17 protein-coding genes and 3 pseudogenes are annotated in these 18,941 nt (G+C 61.0%); 13 read left to right on the plus strand and 7 right to left on the minus strand.

Features of this window, described 5'->3' with window-relative positions:
- Positions 1-22: 22 nt before the first annotated feature.
- The 6 genes from AC3WTM_RS25855 (at position 23) to AC3WTM_RS25880 (ending at position 4,853) form a co-directional block, all read left to right on the plus strand.
- Positions 23-268: a 4Fe-4S dicluster domain-containing protein gene (locus AC3WTM_RS25855; protein WP_008050632.1), complete on the plus strand. Its 246-nt coding sequence runs from the start codon at positions 23-25 to the stop codon at positions 266-268.
- Positions 269-435: 167 nt separating this feature from the next.
- Entirely contained in the window at positions 436-1,842 is a 1,407-nt protein-coding gene (locus AC3WTM_RS25860) for an ABC transporter substrate-binding protein (RefSeq protein WP_173677943.1), read from the plus strand.
- A 146-nt stretch (positions 1,843-1,988) separates the two neighbouring features.
- Entirely contained in the window at positions 1,989-2,771 is a 783-nt protein-coding gene (locus tag AC3WTM_RS25865) for an ABC transporter permease (protein ID WP_102671321.1), read from the plus strand.
- A complete protein-coding gene (locus AC3WTM_RS25870) occupies positions 2,771-3,619 on the plus strand; it encodes an ABC transporter ATP-binding protein (RefSeq protein WP_102671322.1) in 849 nt (282 codons plus the stop codon). The genes AC3WTM_RS25865 and AC3WTM_RS25870 overlap by 1 nt, the downstream gene beginning before the upstream one ends.
- A complete protein-coding gene (locus tag AC3WTM_RS25875; protein WP_102671323.1) occupies positions 3,616-4,578 on the plus strand; it encodes a HEAT repeat domain-containing protein in 963 nt (320 codons plus the stop codon). The genes AC3WTM_RS25870 and AC3WTM_RS25875 overlap by 4 nt, the downstream gene beginning before the upstream one ends.
- Positions 4,575-4,853 carry a DUF971 domain-containing protein gene (locus AC3WTM_RS25880; RefSeq protein ID WP_102671324.1) on the plus strand — a complete coding sequence of 93 codons (279 nt, stop codon included), beginning with the start codon at positions 4,575-4,577 and terminating at the stop codon, positions 4,851-4,853. Before AC3WTM_RS25875 ends, AC3WTM_RS25880 begins: the two co-directional genes overlap by 4 nt.
- Before the next feature lie 70 nt (positions 4,854-4,923).
- Here AC3WTM_RS25880 and AC3WTM_RS25885 read toward each other — a convergent pair whose 3' ends face one another.
- Positions 4,924-5,643: an AAA family ATPase gene (locus tag AC3WTM_RS25885; RefSeq protein WP_102671325.1), complete on the minus strand. Its 720-nt coding sequence runs from the start codon at positions 5,641-5,643 to the stop codon at positions 4,924-4,926.
- Positions 5,643-6,386, minus strand: a complete 744-nt coding sequence (locus AC3WTM_RS25890) for an ABC transporter permease (RefSeq protein ID WP_102671326.1) — start codon at positions 6,384-6,386, stop codon at positions 5,643-5,645. Before AC3WTM_RS25890 ends, AC3WTM_RS25885 begins: the two co-directional genes overlap by 1 nt.
- A gap of 444 nt (positions 6,387-6,830) precedes the next feature.
- Between AC3WTM_RS25890 and AC3WTM_RS25895 the strand changes: the two are divergent.
- The 7 genes and pseudogenes from AC3WTM_RS25895 to AC3WTM_RS25925 form a co-directional block, all read left to right on the plus strand.
- A pseudogene (locus tag AC3WTM_RS25895) lies at positions 6,831-6,943 on the plus strand (gamma-butyrobetaine hydroxylase-like domain-containing protein); the annotation flags it as partial.
- Between the two features lie 66 nt (positions 6,944-7,009).
- On the plus strand, positions 7,010-8,242 hold the full coding sequence (locus AC3WTM_RS25900) for an MFS transporter (RefSeq protein ID WP_102671327.1): 1,233 nt from the start codon (positions 7,010-7,012) through the stop codon (positions 8,240-8,242).
- A pseudogene (locus tag AC3WTM_RS25905) lies at positions 8,224-8,344 on the plus strand (gamma-butyrobetaine hydroxylase-like domain-containing protein); the annotation flags it as partial. The gene AC3WTM_RS25900 and the pseudogene AC3WTM_RS25905, both read left to right, overlap by 19 nt.
- Before the next feature lie 165 nt (positions 8,345-8,509).
- Positions 8,510-9,127 carry a transcriptional repressor LexA gene (lexA, locus tag AC3WTM_RS25910; RefSeq protein WP_007987463.1) on the plus strand — a complete coding sequence of 206 codons (618 nt, stop codon included), beginning with the start codon at positions 8,510-8,512 and terminating at the stop codon, positions 9,125-9,127.
- Entirely contained in the window at positions 9,127-9,744 is a 618-nt protein-coding gene (gene imuA / locus AC3WTM_RS25915; RefSeq protein ID WP_057714343.1) for a translesion DNA synthesis-associated protein ImuA, read from the plus strand. Before lexA ends, imuA begins: the two co-directional genes overlap by 1 nt.
- 7 nt (positions 9,745-9,751) lie before the next feature.
- A complete protein-coding gene (locus tag AC3WTM_RS25920; RefSeq protein WP_102671328.1) occupies positions 9,752-11,167 on the plus strand; it encodes a Y-family DNA polymerase in 1,416 nt (471 codons plus the stop codon).
- A complete protein-coding gene (locus AC3WTM_RS25925; protein WP_173677944.1) occupies positions 11,143-14,241 on the plus strand; it encodes an error-prone DNA polymerase in 3,099 nt (1,032 codons plus the stop codon). The genes AC3WTM_RS25920 and AC3WTM_RS25925 overlap by 25 nt, the downstream gene beginning before the upstream one ends.
- A gap of 13 nt (positions 14,242-14,254) precedes the next feature.
- On the opposite strand, the pseudogene AC3WTM_RS25930 reads toward AC3WTM_RS25925, so the two are convergent.
- From AC3WTM_RS25930 to AC3WTM_RS25950, 5 genes and pseudogenes are all read right to left on the minus strand, one after another.
- Positions 14,255-14,332: pseudogene (locus tag AC3WTM_RS25930) on the minus strand (outer membrane lipoprotein carrier protein LolA); the annotation flags it as partial.
- Between the two features lie 41 nt (positions 14,333-14,373).
- Entirely contained in the window at positions 14,374-15,036 is a 663-nt protein-coding gene (locus tag AC3WTM_RS25935; protein WP_057714349.1) for a flavin reductase family protein, read from the minus strand.
- Between the two features lie 12 nt (positions 15,037-15,048).
- Positions 15,049-16,536, minus strand: a complete 1,488-nt coding sequence (locus AC3WTM_RS25940) for an amidohydrolase family protein (RefSeq protein WP_102671330.1) — start codon at positions 16,534-16,536, stop codon at positions 15,049-15,051.
- The gene (locus AC3WTM_RS25945) at positions 16,533-17,729 is read right to left on the minus strand and encodes an amidohydrolase family protein (protein WP_102671331.1); all 1,197 of its coding nucleotides are present in this window, start codon (positions 17,727-17,729) and stop codon (positions 16,533-16,535) included. Before AC3WTM_RS25945 ends, AC3WTM_RS25940 begins: the two co-directional genes overlap by 4 nt.
- A 136-nt stretch (positions 17,730-17,865) precedes the next feature.
- On the minus strand, positions 17,866-18,933 hold the full coding sequence (locus AC3WTM_RS25950; protein ID WP_102671332.1) for an extracellular solute-binding protein: 1,068 nt from the start codon (positions 18,931-18,933) through the stop codon (positions 17,866-17,868).
- Positions 18,934-18,941 lie beyond the last annotated feature (8 nt).

Below are 18,941 nucleotides of genomic sequence, written 5' to 3' on the forward strand. Positions count from 1 at the left end.
ATCACCCAAGAGAGACTGTGAAATGGCCTATCAAGCCCAGGAAATTTTCTTCCGTTCCAACGCCCCCGTCACCGTCGACGAGGACAAATGCATCGCCCACAAAGGCTGCACCGTGTGCGTCGACGTTTGCCCGATGGACCTGCTGGCGATCAACCCGGCCACGCAAAAGGCCTACATGGCATTCGACGAATGCTGGTACTGCATGCCCTGTGAAAAGGACTGTCCGACCGGGGCGGTGAAAGTGGAGATCCCTTACCTGCTGCGCTGAAATGCAGTCCATGTGGGAGCGAGCCTGCTCGCGATGAGGCCCGCTCGAACAACCCAAAACGCCATCCGGCACCACCGGACGCCTGATTCAAGACACCCCTCGTTTCCCACCACGCCCTGATCGTGGCGGAGACGAACATCCAATAAATGATTCGAGGGGAAACACTCATGATGTTGCGTGCAGCTTTGGCCGGTCTGGTACTGGCTTCATTCACCTTGCCGGCGTCAGCCGAAACCATCCGCATTGCCATCGGCACCCAGGACACCACCATCAACTGCGCCGCCGGTGGTCTGTTGATTCGTGAGTTGGGCCTGCTGGACAAATACCTGCCCCACGACGGCCGATACAAAGATGCCCAATACGAGGTGCAGTGGAAAAACTTCACCAGCGGCGCACCCCTGACCAACGAAATGGTGGCCGGCAAACTCGACTTCGGCGCCATGGCCGACTTCCCCGGCGCGTTCAATGGCGTGGCGTTCGAAACGGCGGGCAAGCACAGTCTGTTTATCAGCGTGCTGTCGGGCAGCACCAAAGGCAGCGGCAACGGCATCGTGGTGCCGAGTGCATCCGGCGTGCAGTCGCTGGCCGAGCTCAAGGGCAAGAGCATTTCCGTGCCGTTCGCCTCCACGGCCCATGGCATGCTGCTGCGCGCCGTCGCGGCCCAGGGCTGGGACCCGCTCAAGGATGTGAACATCATCGCCCAGCCGCCGGAAGTCGCCGGTTCCGCATTGCAGGCCGGCAAGATCGATGCTCACGCTGACTTCGTGCCCTTTGCCGAACTGTTCCCCAGCCGCGGTTTCGCCCGCAAGATTTATGACGGCGCCCAGGCCAACGCGCCGACCTTCCACGGTGCGCTGGTCGATCAGGCCTATGCGAAGAAGTACCCGGAAATCGTCGTCGCTTACCTGCGGGCGAGTATCGAAGCCAACCAGCTGCTGGCGGCTGAGCCGGAGAAATACAGCGAGTTGATCGCCAAGGTCACCGGGGTCGATGCCGAGGTCAATTATCTGTTCCATGGGCCACTCGGTGTGCAGACCCGCGACCTGAGCTGGAAGCCGGAATACCGCCAGGCCGTGGGCACCGCCATCGATACCCTCAAGTTGTTGAAGAAGGCCGATCGCGGTCTGGATCTCAACACCTTCATTGACGACCAATACATCCGCGCCGCCTTCAAGGCCTCGAACCTGGACTACAGCGCGCAACTGGCCAGTTACGGTCTGGCGCCGCTCAAGGCCGTCGATGCCGCCAGCGGCCAAGCCATCACCGACTTCAGCCACGTGGCGGAAATCTGGGTGCGCGGCGAGCCGAAAGTCCGCCAGTACGCCTCGCCGCAAGCGGCGTTTGCCGCGCTGGCCAGCCTCAAGCAGGAAGGCCGGAGCATCCGCGCGGTGTACGCCCAGGCCAGTGACAGCGGGATCAAGCTGCTGGCGGATCAGGCGTGGTTTGCCACCGACGGGAAAGGGCAGCTGAGCGCGTTCCTGCTCAAAGGCCAGGCCCAACAGTTCGCCACGGCGCAGGGCGGCAAGGTCTTTGACTTTACCGATGCCACTGCCCAGGCCGTGGCTGTTCGCTAACAGCCGAAACACCACAGCCCCCTGTAGGAGCGAGCCTGCTCGCGAAAAACGTCCAGACAACGCGATCCGTCAGACAGCGCGCGTAATCGTTGGCGTTCTTCGCGAGCAAGCTCGCTCCTACAGGAGGTGGGTTGAGAGGAATAATTGTGTACCGATCATATTCACGCTGGATCCCCAGAGCCGCGTCCTTGCTGCTCTGCCTGCTGTTCTGGCAACTCGCCGCCAGCCACCACTGGAACCTCGGCCTGGTGACCTTCGCCAATGTGCCGACCCCGCTTGCCGTTATCGACGCTGCGCTGGGCCTCGGCGACTCGGGCAAGCTCGCCCAGCACCTGGGCAGCAGCCTCGGCCGGGTGTTCGCCGGTTACCTCGCGGCGCTGATCATTGGCGTGGCCCTGGGCCTGGCCATCGGTCGCTCGAAATGGGCCGAAGATCTCTTGCTGCCGCCCCTGGAGGTGCTGCGCCCGATCCCGGCAGTGGCGTGGATTCCCCTGGCGATCCTGATGTTTCCCTCGTCGGAACTGTCGATGGTGTTCATCACCTTCACCGGCGCATTGTTCCCGATCCTGCTCAACACCGTGCACGGCGTCGAAGGCGTCGATCCACGGCTGATCGCCTCGGCGAAAAGCCTCGGGGCAGGGCGCCGGGCAATCCTGCTGGAGGTCGTTCTTCCGGGCGCTGCGCCGAGCATCATCACCGGCCTGGCCATCGGCATGGGCACCTCGTGGTTCTGCCTGGTGACGGCGGAAATGATCTCCGGCCAATTCGGCATCGGCTATTACACCTGGGAGTCCTACACAATCCAGAACTACGCCGACATCGTCGTCGGCATGCTGCTGATCGGCGTGCTCGGGATGGGCAGCAGCCTGTTGATCAAGCGTCTGGGCGGGCTTTTCACGCCTTGGCATCGGCCTCGAGGAAAAGCCTGATGAGCGTTTTTCAACACCTGGAAGGGCGTATCGACATTCGCGGGCTGTCGATCAGCCTGGGCGAGGGGGGCGCGGCTTTCGAAGCGGTACAGGGCCTCGACTGCCAGATCGAGCCAGGGCAGTTCGTGTGCATTCTTGGGCCGTCCGGTTGCGGCAAGTCCACCTTGCTCGGCGCCCTGGCCGGCCACCTGCAACCGCGCACCGGCACGCTGAAAGTCGATGGCGCAGCGGTGTCGGGCCCATCGCCCCAGCGCGGCATGGTGTTCCAGCAGCACACACTGTTTCCTTGGCGCACGGTGCGTGACAACGTCGCCTTCGGCCTGAAAATGCGTGGCGTCGGAAAGGCCGAACGGCACAAGGCGGCGGATGAAATCCTCGCCCTGGTGGGCCTCGAAGGTTTTGCCGGGCGCTGGCCCGACCAGCTCTCCGGCGGCATGCAGCAACGGGTGGAAATCGCCCGGGTGCTGGTCAACCGTCCGCGCCTGTTGTTGATGGACGAACCCTTTGGCGCCCTCGATGCCCTGACCCGGTTGAACATGCAGGAACTGCTGCTGGACATCTGGACGCGCATCCGCACCACCGTGGTGTTTGTCACCCATGACATCGACGAAGCGCTGTTCCTCGCTGATCGCCTGTTGGTCATGAGCTCGCGCCCCGGGCGAATCATCGAAGACCTGTGCCTGGACTTCCCCAGGCCGCGCAGCACGGAACTGATGACCCGCCCTGAATTCTCGCACCTCAAGCGCCATTGCCTCGAACTCCTGCGCCACGAAGACGGTCGGCAACTGCCGCGCCTGAACCCGCTCGGACTTCCCCCTGAAAACAAACTGCCGCGATTTGCCCTATGACCTCACGATTCGATGTAACCGATAACGACGACATTCTTGCCCTGCAACCGCGCCTGACCGATGACGACCCCGGCATACGCCGGATCGCGCTGATCGAACTGGCCGATCTCGAGGAGCCGGATGGCCTGCAGTGGTTGATCAATCGGCTGGCCGAAGACCCGATTGCAGACGTTCGCGCCGAAGCCGCGCGGTTGCTGGAAGCCTGGGAGGACGAGCCCGTAGTCGAGGCGTTGTGCCAGGCGCTGACGGATCCATCCCCGGCGGTGCAGGCGGCCGCAGCGCAGAGCCTTAGCCTGCTCAAGAGTGAAGCGGCGGGCCGGGTCATTCTGCCGTGGACCGGGCACGCCGACAGCGGTGTACGCATTGCCACATTCAGGGCGTTGCGCGAGTTGCGTTGCCCCGATGCCGCCACGGCGGCTGCCGCTGCATTGGACGATGAAAGCGCCAGTGTGCGCCGCGAGGCGGTGGGCGTGCTCGGCTGGCTCAAGCAACTCGATGCCTTGCCGGCCCTGGCGCGGTTGGCCAGCGCTGACCCGGACACTGAAGTTCGGCGTGCCGCCACCGGGGCGTTGGGCCTGGCGTCTGACGCGCAGGTGCTGCCGGCCCTGCGCCAGGCCTTGCGCGACGCTGCCTGGCAAGTCCGCGAAGAAGCCGCCACTACTCTGGGCAAGGTCGGCCACCTCGACGCCGGCCCGGCCCTGATCGACGCCTTGGGCGACGATTACTGGCAAGTGCGTCTGCGCGCCACCCGCAGCCTCGGTCGCTTGCGTTTTGTACCTGCGCTCGATGCGTTGATCGACACCCTCGGCCACCGCATCAGCAACTTGCGCAAGGAAGCCGCCCTGGCCCTGGGTGAATTGAACGACCCACGGGCCATCGCGGCATTGCAGGCCGCGCAGGACGACGGCGACCCGGAAGTGCGCAAGGCCGTGCGCATTGCCTTGAGTCAACTGCAATGAATCCGCTGGCGGTGGGTAATTCTCGAAGCAAACAGCAGTTGCGACTGAACTGGCCGGATGGTCGCGAACAGGTGTTGGATCATGCCGAATTGCGTCGCCAGTGCCCGTGTTCGCAGTGTCGGGCGTTTCGCATGCGGGGGCTGACGCCGATGGTTGATGGGCGGGTTCGGGTGATCGAATTGCACTCGCAGGGGTATGGACTGCAACTGGTGTTCAGCGATGGGCATGAGCGCGGGATTTATCCGTGGGCGTATCTCTCCAGCCTCACCGACTGAATCAAATTTCACTCATCATCGGGAGCTGTCGCAGTCTGCGACAGCTCCCCTCGTGTGCGCTTCTGTTTGCTTATGTTGCAAATACAGGTTCAGTAACGGCTCGGATAAACGCATCGTCCACAGTCTTTACTCCATACTTATGCATGAACTCACTACCATTGGCAAAGCGATTGAAGCGTTGCTGGCTAATCATATAAAAATAATCGCAATGGTTAATTACCTCATCAACATTGTGCGAGGAAACCAGAATAGCGGTGCCCTCCCTGGCGGCGCCCTGAAGGCATTGCCAAATATAACTACGAAACTCTGGATCTACACCGGCAGTAGGCTCGTCAAGAATCACGAAGTCTGCAGAAATTGAAAGAAGAGAGAGAGTAAAGAACCAGCGTGTCTCTCCGTAGCTGCATAACGATGATTTTTTGTTCCATATGTCTTGGTATCGGTTAACTATCGCAGGGCTCCATGCACTTAGTTTTTTTAAGGTTTTATCTTGTGTCATGGGATCGTTTGATGATAGCGCAGTCACCATTTTAAAAATGTCGCGCATTCGCAGCGGTGGGGGAGTGGTGATGATTTGAGAAAGGTATAAAAAGTGACTGAAGTCGTTTTTTATGAAACCGGACTTTGCTTTTTTAAGGTCACAGACGATATCGAAAAAAGTTGTTTTTCCAGAGCCATTGGGTCCCAGAATGCCGACAATGTCGCCTTGAGCAACCTCAAGAGATGCCTGGGTCAAGAGGGGGGTGTCTGAATAGGAGAAATCAATGCTCTGCGCCGTGAATTTTTTCATCAGTATCGGCTCCATACGGGATTGATTCTTAGGTGTTTGAACGTTTTGTGCAGTACTGAAATAAATAAAATAATTATTCCTGTTGTGGTGAGTTTGTTGGATTCAAGGCCTTGTTCCATTATCTGGCTTGCAAGTGTCAGTGGGTTTGCGAGGTTCAAAGCGTCGGTAATGGGGTTTGATCTGCTGGCACTCATTACTCCGAGGATCAACATGCAGAACGAAAAAATGGAAAGCAAAGTATTCGAGTTCTGAAAATTGATCGGTAGCAATGAGAATGCAGCTCCGAGAGCGCAAAACATCAAAAAGCAGATGTAAAAGCGTAGTGCGATATTCAGTAGTTCATTCAGGTCGTAGTTCCCAAATGGAAACTTGGTCGTTAAGTAAAAGGTTGTGCAATAAGATATCGATATTAGTGAGTAGGCAATGAAGTGCGATAAAAGAAAAATAAGTTTTGATTCCTTGGAGTAAATAAATGATCGAGTGAATCCACTTTCCCTTCTTCCGATTATATAAAAGGCGAATCCGAATAATGCGACGCTTGAGGATATGTAGGCATAAAACCATGCTGAAATAGTAATGTAGTTGCTCGAGAAATAGTTGGGGTCTTGCCTGGTTGTTGCAAGAAAATAGAACATCGCACAAGGTGATATCATGATCCAGAAAAAGGCAATGGGCTCTTTCAATTGTTCTTTCATGAATATGGAGGTTAGGGAAAAAACTCTGGGTAAGATATTTTTAGTCATTGGGTTGTGCTTTTCAGGATTGTTGTTTTTTATTTTGCTTTTATTTGTTGGGTTGCCGCTTGGTATTAAGTGGTGCTGCAAGGATTAGTTGATTTTACTGTTGGGTGCAAGCGAGAGAATTTTGTGTTGTAGGGGGATTCCTGCATGCTTTTAAGATGCGTCCTACATGATGTTAGGAATCTTGGTGGCTTGGTTTGGTTTTAGTGTGGATAGTCTCTAGTGTGGAACTGTGGAATTCCTTTTTGAATCTGTATTTTAGTTTTCGGCAAGCAGAAATGATCCTGCTATGTTGAGTAGAATATTTCTGTAGGAATAAATGTGCGTTTTGTACTTTTGTATGGATTTTTATTTTCTTCAGATGCTGATTTTTTTAGAAAGGCGACGAACGGTAGATCTTGTTTTTTTGATCGTCCGTTTTGTTCGAGTAAGGAGTACTGGGCTTTACGTCTGCGGGTTATCGAGTTGCACGCCAGGGCTATGGCCTGCAACTGATCTTCAGCGATGGGCATGAACGGGGGATTTATCCGTGGGCCTATCTGGCTGGACTCACAGGCTGAACCGGCCTCCTGTAGGAGCTGCCGCAGGCTGCGATCTTTTTGCTCTGGTCTCAAGGAAGATTACTTATGATCTCCATTGCCGATCGCTTATCACCTTATGCTGAAGCACTGAGCGTCTCGTCTTTTCGCAAGTTGCTCATCGGCCAAAGTCTCTCGATGGCCGGCGACGCTATTTGTCTAGCCGCACTGCCAATAGCGCTTATCCGGACCGGCTACGGAGGAGAAGTATTCGGTTTTGTTATGGCGGCAGTCGGGGTAGGGAGCCTGATCGGGGCCCTGGTCGGAGGTTTGCTGGCGGATCGAAAGTCGCCGAAGCAAGTACTGATTTACACCGACACGGCGAGGGGTTTTGCGCAACTGGCCGCGGTGGCGCTGATCGTCTTCGGTGCGCCCTGGTGGTGGCTGGTCTTTGCCTATCTGATATTTGGCATCGGTATAGGGGTTTCCCGTCCGTGCGCTCAGGTACTACTCGTCAATTTGCTGCCCAAGCAAGCACTGGTGGCTGGCAATGGTGCGATGAACTTTGTCGACAACCTGGTCGCTGTGCTGTTTCCCGCGACGCTGGGTGTATTCATCATTTTCTGGGATCCGGTCTGGGGCATATTGATCGATGGTCTGACATTCTTCTGCGCCGCCGTTTATACGGCGATGTTGCCTAATGTGAAGGCCCATGAGTTCGAAGAGGAGTTCTCGATCCGAGAAGCGGTCAATGGCATTGCTATCGTTACCGGCAACTCCACGCTTTTGCTGGGCTTCGCGGCCACCCTCGTGGTGAACGTATTGTGTTTCCCGATTTTCCTGGTCGTCGCGCCCTATGCGATCAGCGATCGATTCAACGAAGAAATGTGGGGGGTGTGTCTGGCCGCCTCGGGATTCGGTGCGTGCATTGGATCAATCATCACGGTGCTTGTTTCCGGACATAAACGACTGATTGGACTTGCAGTGACCTGCGGTTTGTTCCTGGCTGGCGCGATGGCCCTTCTCGGCATGGGAAGCTCGTCCTGGATGGCGATACTGGGGGCGACCCTGGTGGGGATTGTCGAAGCGTCCTGGTTGACTGGTTGGGCCACGGCGATGCAGACACTGTCTCCCGAGAAGGACCTTGGCAAAGTGGTGGCAGTCGATACGTTCTTTACCAGTGGCGTGCACCCCTTCATTTATCTCGGTAGCGGAATCGTCGGCGGGATGGTCGGTTATTCCCAGACCCTTTCCCTCACGGCAATCCTCAGCGCCGTAGGCACACTGTTAATTGTTCTGGTGTCCTTTACGCTCATGCCAAGGATGCGCGGGTTCGGGTGATCGAATTGCACTCGCAGGGGGTATGGCCTGCAACCGGTGTTCAGCGATGGGCATGAGCGCGGGATTTATCCGTGGGCGTATCTGGCACGACTCACCTCTTGAGTCACTGAAATCCAATGTGGGAGCGAGCTTGCTCGCGATGAGGCCCGGTCAGTCGACACACATGTTGAATGAAAGACCATCGCGAGCAAGCTCGCTCCCACAGGTCACTGGTCCTGCCACCAGATGATTGACGGTCCTTGCCAGGCAAAAGCCAAAAGAGTACAAATGTACTCCATGACGACTCTGACTCCCCGCCGTACCGCCATCCTGACCTTTATCCGCGATCGCATCGCCGAGCACGGTCAGCCTCCGAGCCTCGCTGAAATCAGCGAGGCGTTCGGTTTTGCCTCCCGTAGCGTGGCGCGCAAGCATGTGCTGGCGCTGACCGAAGCCGGGTTTATCGAGGTCAACCCGCATCAGGCCCGGGGCATTCGCCTGCTCGGGCAGCCGCCGCGTCCCGAGTTGCTGGACATTCCGGTGCTCGGCCGGGTGGCGGCCGGTGCGCCGATCGGGGCCGATGCGGAGGTCCATAGCCGCTTGCTGCTCGATCCGTCGATCTTTTCGCGGGTGCCGGACTACATGCTGCGGGTCCGGGGTGACTCGATGATCGAGGACGGCATTCTCGATGGCGATCTGGTGGGCGTGCATCGCAACCCCGAGGCGCTCAATGGCCAGATCGTCGTGGCGCGACTCGACGGCGAAGTCACCATCAAGCGCTTCGAGCGGGTCGGCGATGTGGTTCGCCTGCTGCCACGCAACCCGGCCTACCAGCCGATCATTGTCGAGGCCGACCGGGACCTGGCCATCGAAGGCGTGTTCTGTGGCCTGGTGAGGCAAGGCTGATGGGTGCCGTCGTTGCGCTGGATACGCTGTTCAATGGCGGCCAGGTCTGGAAGGGCCGGCCTGCGCCACCGGCTGCCAGCCCGCAACCCACCGGGCATGCCGCGCTGGACGCCGCATTGCCCAGCGGAGGCTGGCCGGAGGCGGCGCTGACGGAAATCCTCTTGGCCGGGCAGGGCGTGGGCGAGTTGCAACTGGTGTGGCCGACGCTGGCACGGCTGTCGGCGGCGGGCGAGCGCATCGTGCTGGTGGCGCCGCCTTATGTGCCGTATCCCCAGGCGTGGCAGGGTGCCGGGGTCGATCTGCGTCAGTTGTCGATCATCCAGGCCAGCGAGCGCGATGCGCTGTGGGCCGCGGAACAATGCCTGCGTTCGGGCAGTTGCGGCGCGGTGCTGTGCTGGCCGCACAAGGCCGATGACCGCGCCTTGCGCCGCTTGCAGGTGGCGGCGGAAACCGGCCAGACCCTGGCCTTCGCCTATCGCCCCCTCAGTGAAGCGATCAACCCTTCGCCGGCGGCCCTGCGCATTGCCATCGATGCCCGACCGGCACAACTGCGTGTGCTCAAGTGCCGCGGTGGCCTGGCCCGTTCGGCGCCGATTGCCTTCGCCGTGGGGCATTGAGGTTGCCATGCGCTGGGTCTGCATTGTTTTCCCGCAATTGGCGCTGGATGCGGTACTGCGTCAGCGCGCCGATCCCGATGAACCCCTGGCGTTGCTGACCGGCCCGGCCCAGCGTCGGGTGCTGCAGGCGGTCAACGGCGCGGCGCGGGCGCTGGGCTTGCGTCCTGGCCAGTCCATGAGCGCGGCACAGGCCTTGAGCAAAGGTTTTGTCACGGCCGAATACGACGCCGCTGACATCGAACACTGGCAGCAGTTTCTTGCCGCCTGGGCCTATCGCTTCAGTTCCCAGGTCAGTGTGCATTACCCCCGGGCCGTGGTGTTCGAGATCGAATCCAGCCTCGGTTTGTTCGGCGCCTGGCCGCAATTCGAAGCGCTTTTGCGCCGTGAGCTCGACGAACTGGGATTTCGGCACCGCATCGTGGCCGCGCCCAACCCGGTGGCGGCGCGGGTGCTGGCCAACGCCTATGACGGTCTGGTGGTGCCGGACGATCAAGCCTTGCAGCATCACCTGGGGCAAATGCCTGTCGACCGGATCGGCCTCGAAACCTCGGTCGCCACGGCCTTGTCGCGCATGGGCCTGCGCACCTTGAGCCAGGTGCAGGCGTTGCCCAGGCACAGCCTGGCCCGGCGTTTCGAGGTCCAGGTGCTCAAGCATCTGGATGCCCTGTTCGGTTTGCGGCGGCTGGCGCTGGCGTTTTACCTGCCGCCGGACCGCTTCGATGTGCGTATCGAGCTCAATTTCGATGTGCAGTCCCATCAAGCCTTGCTGTTTCCGTTGCGCCGGCTGACTGGCGACCTGTCGGCGTTCCTCTGCGGTCGCGACAGCGGCGTACAGCGTTTCGACCTGCATCTGGAGCATGCCGGGTTGCCGGACACGGTCATCAAGGTCGGCCTGCTCAGCGCCGAGCGCGATCCGGCGATGCTCTTCGAGCTGGCCCGGGGGCGGCTGGAGCAAGTCCAGGTCGAGGCGCCGGTGCGCAGCTTTCGCTTGCGCGCCGAGGATTTGCCGGCCTTCGTGCCCCAGCATCGGGAACTGTTCGACGATCGCCCGCAGCAGTCCTTGCCCTGGGAGCAACTGCGCGAGCGCCTGCGGGCACGGCTAGGGGATGACGCGGTGCATGGCTTGGGTTTCCAGGCCGATCACCGCCCCGAGTGCGCGTGGCGGGCCAGTGCCGCCAGCCAGCCTTGCGCGGTGCCGGCCGCCGTGAAACGGCCGGGCTGGCTGCTGACTGACCCCTTGGCTGTGCATCAGGGCTCGGCGCGCATCCTCATGGGGCCGGAGCGTATCGAGTCCGGCTGGTGGGACGGTGACGACGTACGCCGTGACTATTACCTGATCGAAACCCGTGCCGGCCAGCAGGGCTGGGCCTACCGGGCGGTCGGTGAGGATGGCCCGTTGTGGCTGCAGGGCTGGTTCGCATGAGCATCGAATATGCCGAATTGCACTGCCTGTCGAACTTCAGCTTCCAGCGCGGGGCGTCCAGTGCCCTCGAGCTGTTCCAGCGCGCGAAACAACAGGGTTATCAAGCCCTGGCGATCACCGATGAATGCACCCTGGCGGGCATCGTTCGCGCCTGGCAAGCGGCGAAGTCCGTGGAGTTGCCGCTGATCATCGGCAGTGAAATACGCATCGAGAACGGCCCGAAACTGGTGCTGCTGGTGGAGAGCCTCGAGGGCTATCAGGCGCTGTGCCGATTGATCACCCGCGCCCGGCGGCGCACGCAGAAAGGCCAGTATCAGGTGCTGCGCGAAGACTTCAGCGAACCGTTGCCGGGGCTGTTGGCGTTGTGGGTGCCGGACGCTGTCGATGCCCTTGAACAGGGCCGCTGGCTCAAGCAGGTCTTCGCCGAACGCCTGTGGCTGGCGGTGCAACTGCACCGCGGTCAGGACGATACCCAGCGTTTGAATAATCTGCTGACCCTGTCCAGGGAGCTGCGGATTCCCCCAGTGGCCAGTGGCGATGTGCACATGCACGCTCGCGGCCGACGCGCCTTGCAGGACACCATGACGGCGATCCGTCATCACCTGCCGGTGGCCGATGCCGGGTTGCGCCTGCATCCCAACGGCGAACGCCATCTGCGCAGCCTCGATGTGCTGCAGGCGCTTTATCCGCCAGAGTTGCTGGCAGAAACGCTGAACATCGCCCGGCGCTGCACCTTTGATCTTGGCCAGTTGCGTTATCAATATCCTCGCGAACTGGTGCCAGAAGGGCACAGCGCAGAGTCCTGGCTGCGGGCGTTGACCGAGCGTGGCATGCGCGAGCGATGGCCCGACGGTGCAAGCGACAAGGTTCGCGGGCTCATCGACAAGGAGCTCGGGCTGATCGCCGAGCTGGGTTATGAAAGCTATTTCCTTACCGTTCAGGACATCGTCGCCTTCGCCCGGCGCGAGAAGATTCTCTGCCAGGGCCGAGGCTCTGCGGCCAACTCGGCGGTGTGTTTCGCCCTGGGCATCACCGAGATCGACCCCGAGCGCATGAACATGCTGTTTGAGCGTTTTCTCTCCAGGGAGCGCAACGAGCCGCCGGATATCGATGTGGACTTCGAGCACGAACGCCGCGAAGAAGTCTTGCAGTACGTATTCCAGCGCTATGGTCGAACCCGCGCGGCATTGACGGCCGTGGTCAGCACTTACCATGCGGCCGGGGCGGTGCGCGATGTGGCCAAGGCGTTGGGGCTGCCGCCAGACCAGATCAATGCCCTGGCCGATTGCTGTGGTCACTGGAGTGATGAAACGCCGCCCGTGGAGCGCCTGCGTGAAGGCGGTTTCGACCCTGAAAGCCCGGTGTTGCGCCGGGTGTTGAGTTTGACGCAGCAACTGATCGGCTTCCCCCGGCACTTGTCCCAGCACCCCGGCGGCTTCGTCATTTCCGAGCAGCCGCTGGATCACCTCGTGCCGGTGGAAAACGCCGCGATGGCCGAACGCACGATCATTCAGTGGGACAAGGACGATCTGGACGCGGTCGGTCTACTGAAGGTCGATATCCTCGCTCTGGGCATGCTCAGTGCGATACGCCGTTGCTTTGATCTGTTGCGCCGTCATTGCAATCTGGATTTGAGTCTGGCGACGGTCCCCTCTGAAGACTCGCAAACCTACGACATGATCGGTCGCGCCGACACCATCGGCGTGTTCCAGATCGAGTCCCGGGCGCAAATGTCGATGCTGCCCAGGCTCAAGCCCCGCAAGTTCTATGACCTGGTGATCGAGGTGGCCATCGTTCGCCCCGGACCTATCCAGGGCGGCATGGTGCATCCGTACCTGCGTCGTCGAAACAAGGAAGAGCTTGAAACCTACCCCTCCGAAGAGTTGCGGGAGGTGTTGAAACGCACCCTTGGCGTGCCACTGTTTCAGGAACAGGTGATGCAGATCGCCATCGTCGCCGCCGACTACAGCCCCGGCGAGGCCGACCAGCTACGCCGCTCCATGGCTGCCTGGAAACGCCACGGCGGGCTCGAACCGCACAAGGATCGACTGGCCGCCGGCATGAAGAAAAAAGGCTACACGCCGGAGTTCGCCGCGCAGATCTTCGAGCAGATCAAGGGCTTTGGCAGCTACGGTTTTCCCGAGTCCCACGCGGCCAGTTTTGCCTTGTTGACTTACGCCAGTTGCTGGTTGAAATGCCACGAGCCGGCGGCCTTCGCTTGTGCGCTGATCAACAGTTGGCCGATGGGGTTCTACAGCCCGGACCAGATTCTGCAGGACGTCCGGCGCCATCATTTGCAGGTTCGCCCGGTGGACGTGCGCGCCAGCGACTGGGATTGCAGCCTGGAACCGATCAGTGGTGCGCAACCGGCGATTCGCTTGGGGCTACGCATGATCAAGGGCTTTCGCGAGGACGATGCCCGACGCATCGAGGTGGCACGCTCCAAAGGGGCGTTTGCCGACATTGCCGACCTCGGCGAACGGGCGCGACTCGATGCCCGCGCCCAGGAGCAACTGGCCGATGCGGGCGCGTTGCGTGGCCTGGCCGGCGACCGGCATCGGGCACGTTGGGAAGTGGCCGGGGTACAAAAGCAGCTGGGCCTGTTTGCCGGCCTGCCGAGCCGGGAGGAGGATGCGGTGTCGTTGCCCAAACCCACCGTGGGCGAAGACCTGCAAGCCGATTACGCCAGTGTCGGCACCACCCTCGGGCCGCATCCGTTGGCCCTGTTACGCGGTGAGTTGAAGGCGCGGCGCTGCCGCAGTTCGAAGGAGTTGCTGGACGTCGAGCACGGTCGGCCGGTCAGCGTTGCCGGGCTGGTCACCGGCCGACAACGCCCGGCCACCGCCAGCGGCGTGACGTTCGTCACCCTTGAGGACGAGTTTGGCAACGTCAACGTGGTGGTGTGGCGCGACCTGGCCGAGCGTCAGCGCCAGGTGCTGGTCGGCTCGCAGTTGCTCAAGGTCGATGGGCGCTGGGAGAAAGAGGGCGAGGTCCGGCATCTGATAGCCGGGCGCTTGAGTGATTTGAGCCCGCTACTGGACGGTATCAGTGTGCGCAGTCGCGATTTCCGCTGACGACGCGTTCCCCTGTAGGAGCGAGCTTGCTCGCGATGAACCTGAGAGCGCCGCGGGGTGTCAGGTTACCAGCGGTATCGTTGACGACCATCGCGAGCAAGCTCGCTCCTACAGGTTTTGTGCAATCTCTGGTTATTTGGTGGCAGGCCAAAACCGCTCGCCACCCCCCGGCGCATCCGTCCAGGCCTGCAACGAGCGTGTCGGCAAGTCGAAGTAATCCCGCGTACGCGCATAGCCATGCCCGCCCATGCGTCCGATCGCATCCAGCCCCAACTGGTCGATGTACAGGGTTTTCGGATCGATCAGTTCGTCACGCACATGGGCCATCAGCACTTCACCAAAGATAATCTCCCGGGATTGGCCGATGGACAGGGCCATCATCCGCCGACACTCCAGCGCCACCGGAGCTTCGCCGATGCGCGGGCATTTGACCGTGGTGCCGGGGATGGCGGTGAGGCCGGCGGCGGTCAGTTCATCGAAGCCGGGGGCGAAGGGCACGGCGCAGACGTTCATGGCTTCTACCAGGGCATCGCTGACGATGTTTACGGTGAATTCCTGATTGAGCTGGATATTGCGAGTGGTGTCCTTGGGGCTTTGGTCGCCGTAGTTTTCCACGCCCAGGGCGAGGATCGGTGGATCGGCGGAAAGCGCATTGAAGAAGCTGAACGGCGCCGCGTTGATCCGGCCTTCGCCGTCGACGGTGGTGACCAGGGCTATCGGCCGTGGCACGACGCTGCCGATCAGGATCTTGTATTTGTCCCGTGGGCTCAATGTGCTGAAGTCGAAGCTTTGCATGGGCAGAAATCTCTAGAGAAGTGGATCAATCGCGCTCAGTGGCGCCTGTGCGCTGTAGTCGTCGGCGAACGGGATGGCGGACTGGAACAGGCTTTTCCAGTCCGGTTGGCCAAAGGCCCGGTCGCTGTGGCTGCGCATCAATTTTTCGAATTGGCGTTGGGCCTGGCGTTGCAGGGCGGGGTAGTCGAGGCCCTCGACCTGGCCGTCCCGCATCACGCAGCGGCCGTCGATGTAACTGGCGATACAGTCGTCACCGCGACCGGCCAGGACTAGATTTTTCAGTGGATCGAATAGCGGCCCCAGGTGCATCCCGCGCAGGTTGAACACGGTGATGTCGGCCTTGGCCCCGGGCGCCAGGCGTCCGAGATCGTCGCGGCCCAGTGCCTTGGCACCGCCGAGGGTCGCGGCGTTGTACAGGTCCAGCGTGCTGGTCAGATCGTTACCGCCTTCCATAAGGCGAGCGATGTTCAGGCCCTGGCGCATGTTGTCCAGCAAGTCCGCCGGCCAGGTGTCGGTGCCCAGGGCGAAGTTGATGCCTTTGGCCCGATAGCGACCAAACGAATTCAGCGCCTCGCCGTCCCGGGCAAACACCACCGGGCAATGCACCAGGCTTGCGCTACCATCCACCACCCGTTGCAGGTCGTCATCGCCTCGGGTGTAGATGCCGTGGGGCAGCAGGCTGCGCGGGGTCAAAAGCCCAAGCTGCTGCAGCCAGCCCAGTGGCGAGGTGCCGCGCAGTTGCTCGACCATCGCCACTTCACCGAGGCCCTGGCAGCAGTGCAAACGCATCGGTGCGTTGAGTTCGCGGCTCAACGCGGCGGTGCGTTGCAGCAACGCCGGGGTGCAGGTCTGGATGCGATCGGGCAGCAGCGCACCGCGAATCAGGCCGTTGTGCGCACCGTCGAAATCCCGGAAAAACCGCTCGGCGGCGTCGAGCCCGGCCATGCCCCGGGCTTCGTCCCAGTGGTGCGCCAGGGTTCCATCGGCCTGCCAGTAACTCATGCCGCTCATGTAGCAGGGACCGAGGTAAGTGCGTAGCCCCAGTTCGGCGGCCACACCTGCCACCGCCGCAAATTCGTCGTAGGTCTCGGCCCATTCGCGGTAATACATCGAGGTGATCGGCATGGCCGTGGTGATGCCGTTGCGGATCAGTTGGGTGAAGGCGTAGCGGTATTTGAAGACTTCTTCTTCGGGGCTGTAGCTTTCCCGCGATCCACGCGCCAGATACTGTGCCGACCACATCCGGCCCATGTCGCGCTCGTCGCCGTTGTCCAGGGTCAGCACCGTGGAATCGAGATCGCCCAAGGCATCCAGATCGATGAAGCCGGGACCGATCAGCGCATTACCGTAATCAACCCACTGATCCACCGGCCCCGCATAACCACGTCCGACAAACTCGATGCGTGCGCCTTCGAACACCACTTCGCCATCGCGCCACAGCACATGCCGCGTGCCGTCGAAGCCGACTACGCAACTGGCCCGCAAGCCGATGCGCTTCACAAACGGCTTTCCAGCAAGCGACCACCCGCGGCAATCAACTGGCCCGCGCGATAGACCTGGCGCAGCGGCCGCGAAACCACCGCCTCACCCAGTGTTTGTACCGGCATCAACAGGAAGTCCGCCGGCTGGCCAATCTCCAGGCGATTGGCTTGGCAACCCAGCGCCTGGGCGCCATTGACGGTCGCCGCCTCGAACGCTGCCGCCAGTTCTTCGTCCTTGTTCAAGTCGAAGCGGAACGCCAGCAACATAGCCCGCTCCAGCATGTCGCCGTTGCCCATGGGCGACCAGGCATCACGAATACCGTCCGAGCCCAGGCACACATTCACGCCGGTTTCGCGCAGGGCCAGGAAAGGCGGCACCGCGCAATCGGCCGGGGCCGAGCTCATCAGCGAAATGCCCAGTGTCGCCAGGCGCTCGGCCACCGGTTTGACCTGGCTCCACGGCAACATCCCCAGGCAGTACGCGTGGCTGATCATCACCCGGCCCTGGCGGCCGAAGCGCTCGGTGTAGTCAGCAATCAGGGCGATCTGCCACAGCCCCAGCTCACCTTTGTCATGCAGGTGAATGTCGACGCCCCGGTCGAATTCGCTGGCCAGTTTGAAGACGAAATCCAGTTGTGCGACAGGGTCGTTATCGATACCGCACGGGTCCAGCCCTCCGACGTTCTCCACGCCCAGGGCCATGGCTTCGCGCATCAGTTCGGCGGTGCCGGGGCGACTGATCAGGCCGGTTTGCGGGAACACCACCAGTTGCAGGTCGATCAGGTCGCGGTAGTTTTCACGCAGTTGCTGCATGGCCTCGACATGCCGCAGGCCGAATTCCGGGTCGATGTCGACGTGGCAACGCATGGTCAGCGAGCCGCGGGCGATGCAGTTTTCCAGCAGGGCGCCGGCCCGTTGCGCAATCGGTGTGGTGACTTCACGCAGGATGCGCCGTTCGTTGGCGATGTAGTCCTTGAGGGTCGGGCCGGCACTGTTGGGGCGCCAGGGCTGGCCCCAGAGGGTTTTGTCCAGGTGCACGTGGCTTTCCACCAGGGCGGGGGTGAGCAACTGGTTCTGGCCGTCGATGTCGGTGGCCGACAGGGCTTCGTTCGAAGCGGGTCGGCGTTGGCTGAAGCGGCCGTTTTCGATCAGCAGGTCTTCGGCGGGGGCGCCGTAGGGGCGCACGTTGCGCAGCCAGTGGGGTTGATTCATTGCAAACCTCAAATTCAGTGGTGTCTTGGCGGGCCTCATCGCGAGCAAGCTCGCTCCCACAGTAGATCTTTGACGCTCACAAAATCCCTGTGGGAGCGAGCTTGCTCGCGATGGGCGCGACTCGGTCTAAAGGCAATCAGCCCTTGAGCTTGGCCCAAATGCGGTCCTGCAGCTCCCGCGCCTTGTTGCTGCATTCCTTTTCCGGGCGCAGGCGCGCGGCGAATTCGTCGGGCATGTTGATGGCGTCCATCACCCGCCATTTGGCGTCGATCAGCTTGTCGCTCTGGATGCCGTTGGCGTAGGCGATGGCGTTGGACACGGCGGCGGCGTTCTCCGGTTTCATCATCCAGTCGATGAAGATCTTCGCGTTGCCGGGGTGCGGTGCGCTTTTCGGTACGGCGAAGTTGTCCTGGAACATCGCCAGGCCTTCACGGGGGTAGACGTACTTGATGGTGCTCTTCTGCAGGGTGGCCCGCGCTGTAGAACCGTTCCAGTTCTGCATCATGATCACTTCACCGCTGGCCATGCGGTCGACGGTGTTGTCCGAGCTGTACATCTTCAGGAAGGGTTTCTGTTTTTGCAGCAGTTCGAGGATGCGCTTGGCGTCCTGCGGGTTTTCGCTGCACTCGTCGACATTCAGGTAGTGACTGGCGGCGTTGATCACGCTGCTGGAGGTGTCGAGGGCGGCGAGCTGACCTTGCAGTTCCTTGCGCGGCTCGAAGAACTCTTTCCACGAGTCGTCAAGCTTGCCGCCGGGCACCCGGGCGCTGTCATAGGAAAACCCGGTGGTGCCCCACAGGTACGGTGCCGAGAACTTGCGGCCGGGGTCGAAGCTCGGGTCGCGGAACGCCGGTTTGACGTACTGGAAGTTGGGCAGGGCCGAGGCGTCGATTTCCAGCAGCAGGTCCTGGTTGATCAGGGTGCGCATGATCGATTGCGACGGCACGATCACGTCGTATGCCGCGCCGCCGGCCTGCAACTTGGCCAACAGGGTTTCGTTGCTGTCGTAGCCGTCCATGGTGACCTTGATCCCGGTCTCCTTTTCGAACTTGGCCAGCAGGTCGACCGGGTAGTAGTCGGTCCAGTTATAGAAGAACAGCTCCTTGGGCCCGGCGGCCTGGGCGCTGAACGCCGTGAACGCGGTGACGCAACTCAAGGCCAGACCGGCAACGGCGAAACTCATGCTTTTCACTTTCTTGCTCATATAGAAGT

The sequence above is a fragment of the Pseudomonas sp. EU05-FHT14B02 genome (assembly GCF_058791055.1).

What these genes read in the sequence shown, in the direction of transcription:
- AC3WTM_RS25855 (WP_008050632.1), top strand. Translation starts at nt 23, where the DNA reads ATGGCCTATCAAGCCCAGGAAATTTTCTTCCGTTCCAACGCCCCCGTC.
- AC3WTM_RS25860 (WP_173677943.1), top strand. Translation starts at nt 436, where the DNA reads ATGATGTTGCGTGCAGCTTTGGCCGGTCTGGTACTGGCTTCATTCACC.
- AC3WTM_RS25870 (WP_102671322.1), top strand. Translation starts at nt 2,771, where the DNA reads ATGAGCGTTTTTCAACACCTGGAAGGGCGTATCGACATTCGCGGGCTG.
- AC3WTM_RS25875 (WP_102671323.1), top strand. Translation starts at nt 3,616, where the DNA reads ATGACCTCACGATTCGATGTAACCGATAACGACGACATTCTTGCCCTG.
- AC3WTM_RS25880 (WP_102671324.1), top strand. Translation starts at nt 4,575, where the DNA reads ATGAATCCGCTGGCGGTGGGTAATTCTCGAAGCAAACAGCAGTTGCGA.
- AC3WTM_RS25885 (WP_102671325.1), bottom strand. Translation starts at nt 5,643, where the DNA reads ATGAAAAAATTCACGGCGCAGAGCATTGATTTCTCCTATTCAGACACC.
- AC3WTM_RS25890 (WP_102671326.1), bottom strand. Translation starts at nt 6,386, where the DNA reads ATGACTAAAAATATCTTACCCAGAGTTTTTTCCCTAACCTCCATATTC.
- AC3WTM_RS25900 (WP_102671327.1), top strand. Translation starts at nt 7,010, where the DNA reads ATGATCTCCATTGCCGATCGCTTATCACCTTATGCTGAAGCACTGAGC.
- lexA (WP_007987463.1), top strand. Translation starts at nt 8,510, where the DNA reads ATGTACTCCATGACGACTCTGACTCCCCGCCGTACCGCCATCCTGACC.
- imuA (WP_057714343.1), top strand. Translation starts at nt 9,127, where the DNA reads ATGGGTGCCGTCGTTGCGCTGGATACGCTGTTCAATGGCGGCCAGGTC.
- AC3WTM_RS25920 (WP_102671328.1), top strand. Translation starts at nt 9,752, where the DNA reads ATGCGCTGGGTCTGCATTGTTTTCCCGCAATTGGCGCTGGATGCGGTA.
- AC3WTM_RS25935 (WP_057714349.1), bottom strand. Translation starts at nt 15,036, where the DNA reads ATGCAAAGCTTCGACTTCAGCACATTGAGCCCACGGGACAAATACAAG.
- AC3WTM_RS25945 (WP_102671331.1), bottom strand. Translation starts at nt 17,729, where the DNA reads ATGAATCAACCCCACTGGCTGCGCAACGTGCGCCCCTACGGCGCCCCC.
- AC3WTM_RS25950 (WP_102671332.1), bottom strand. Translation starts at nt 18,933, where the DNA reads ATGAGCAAGAAAGTGAAAAGCATGAGTTTCGCCGTTGCCGGTCTGGCC.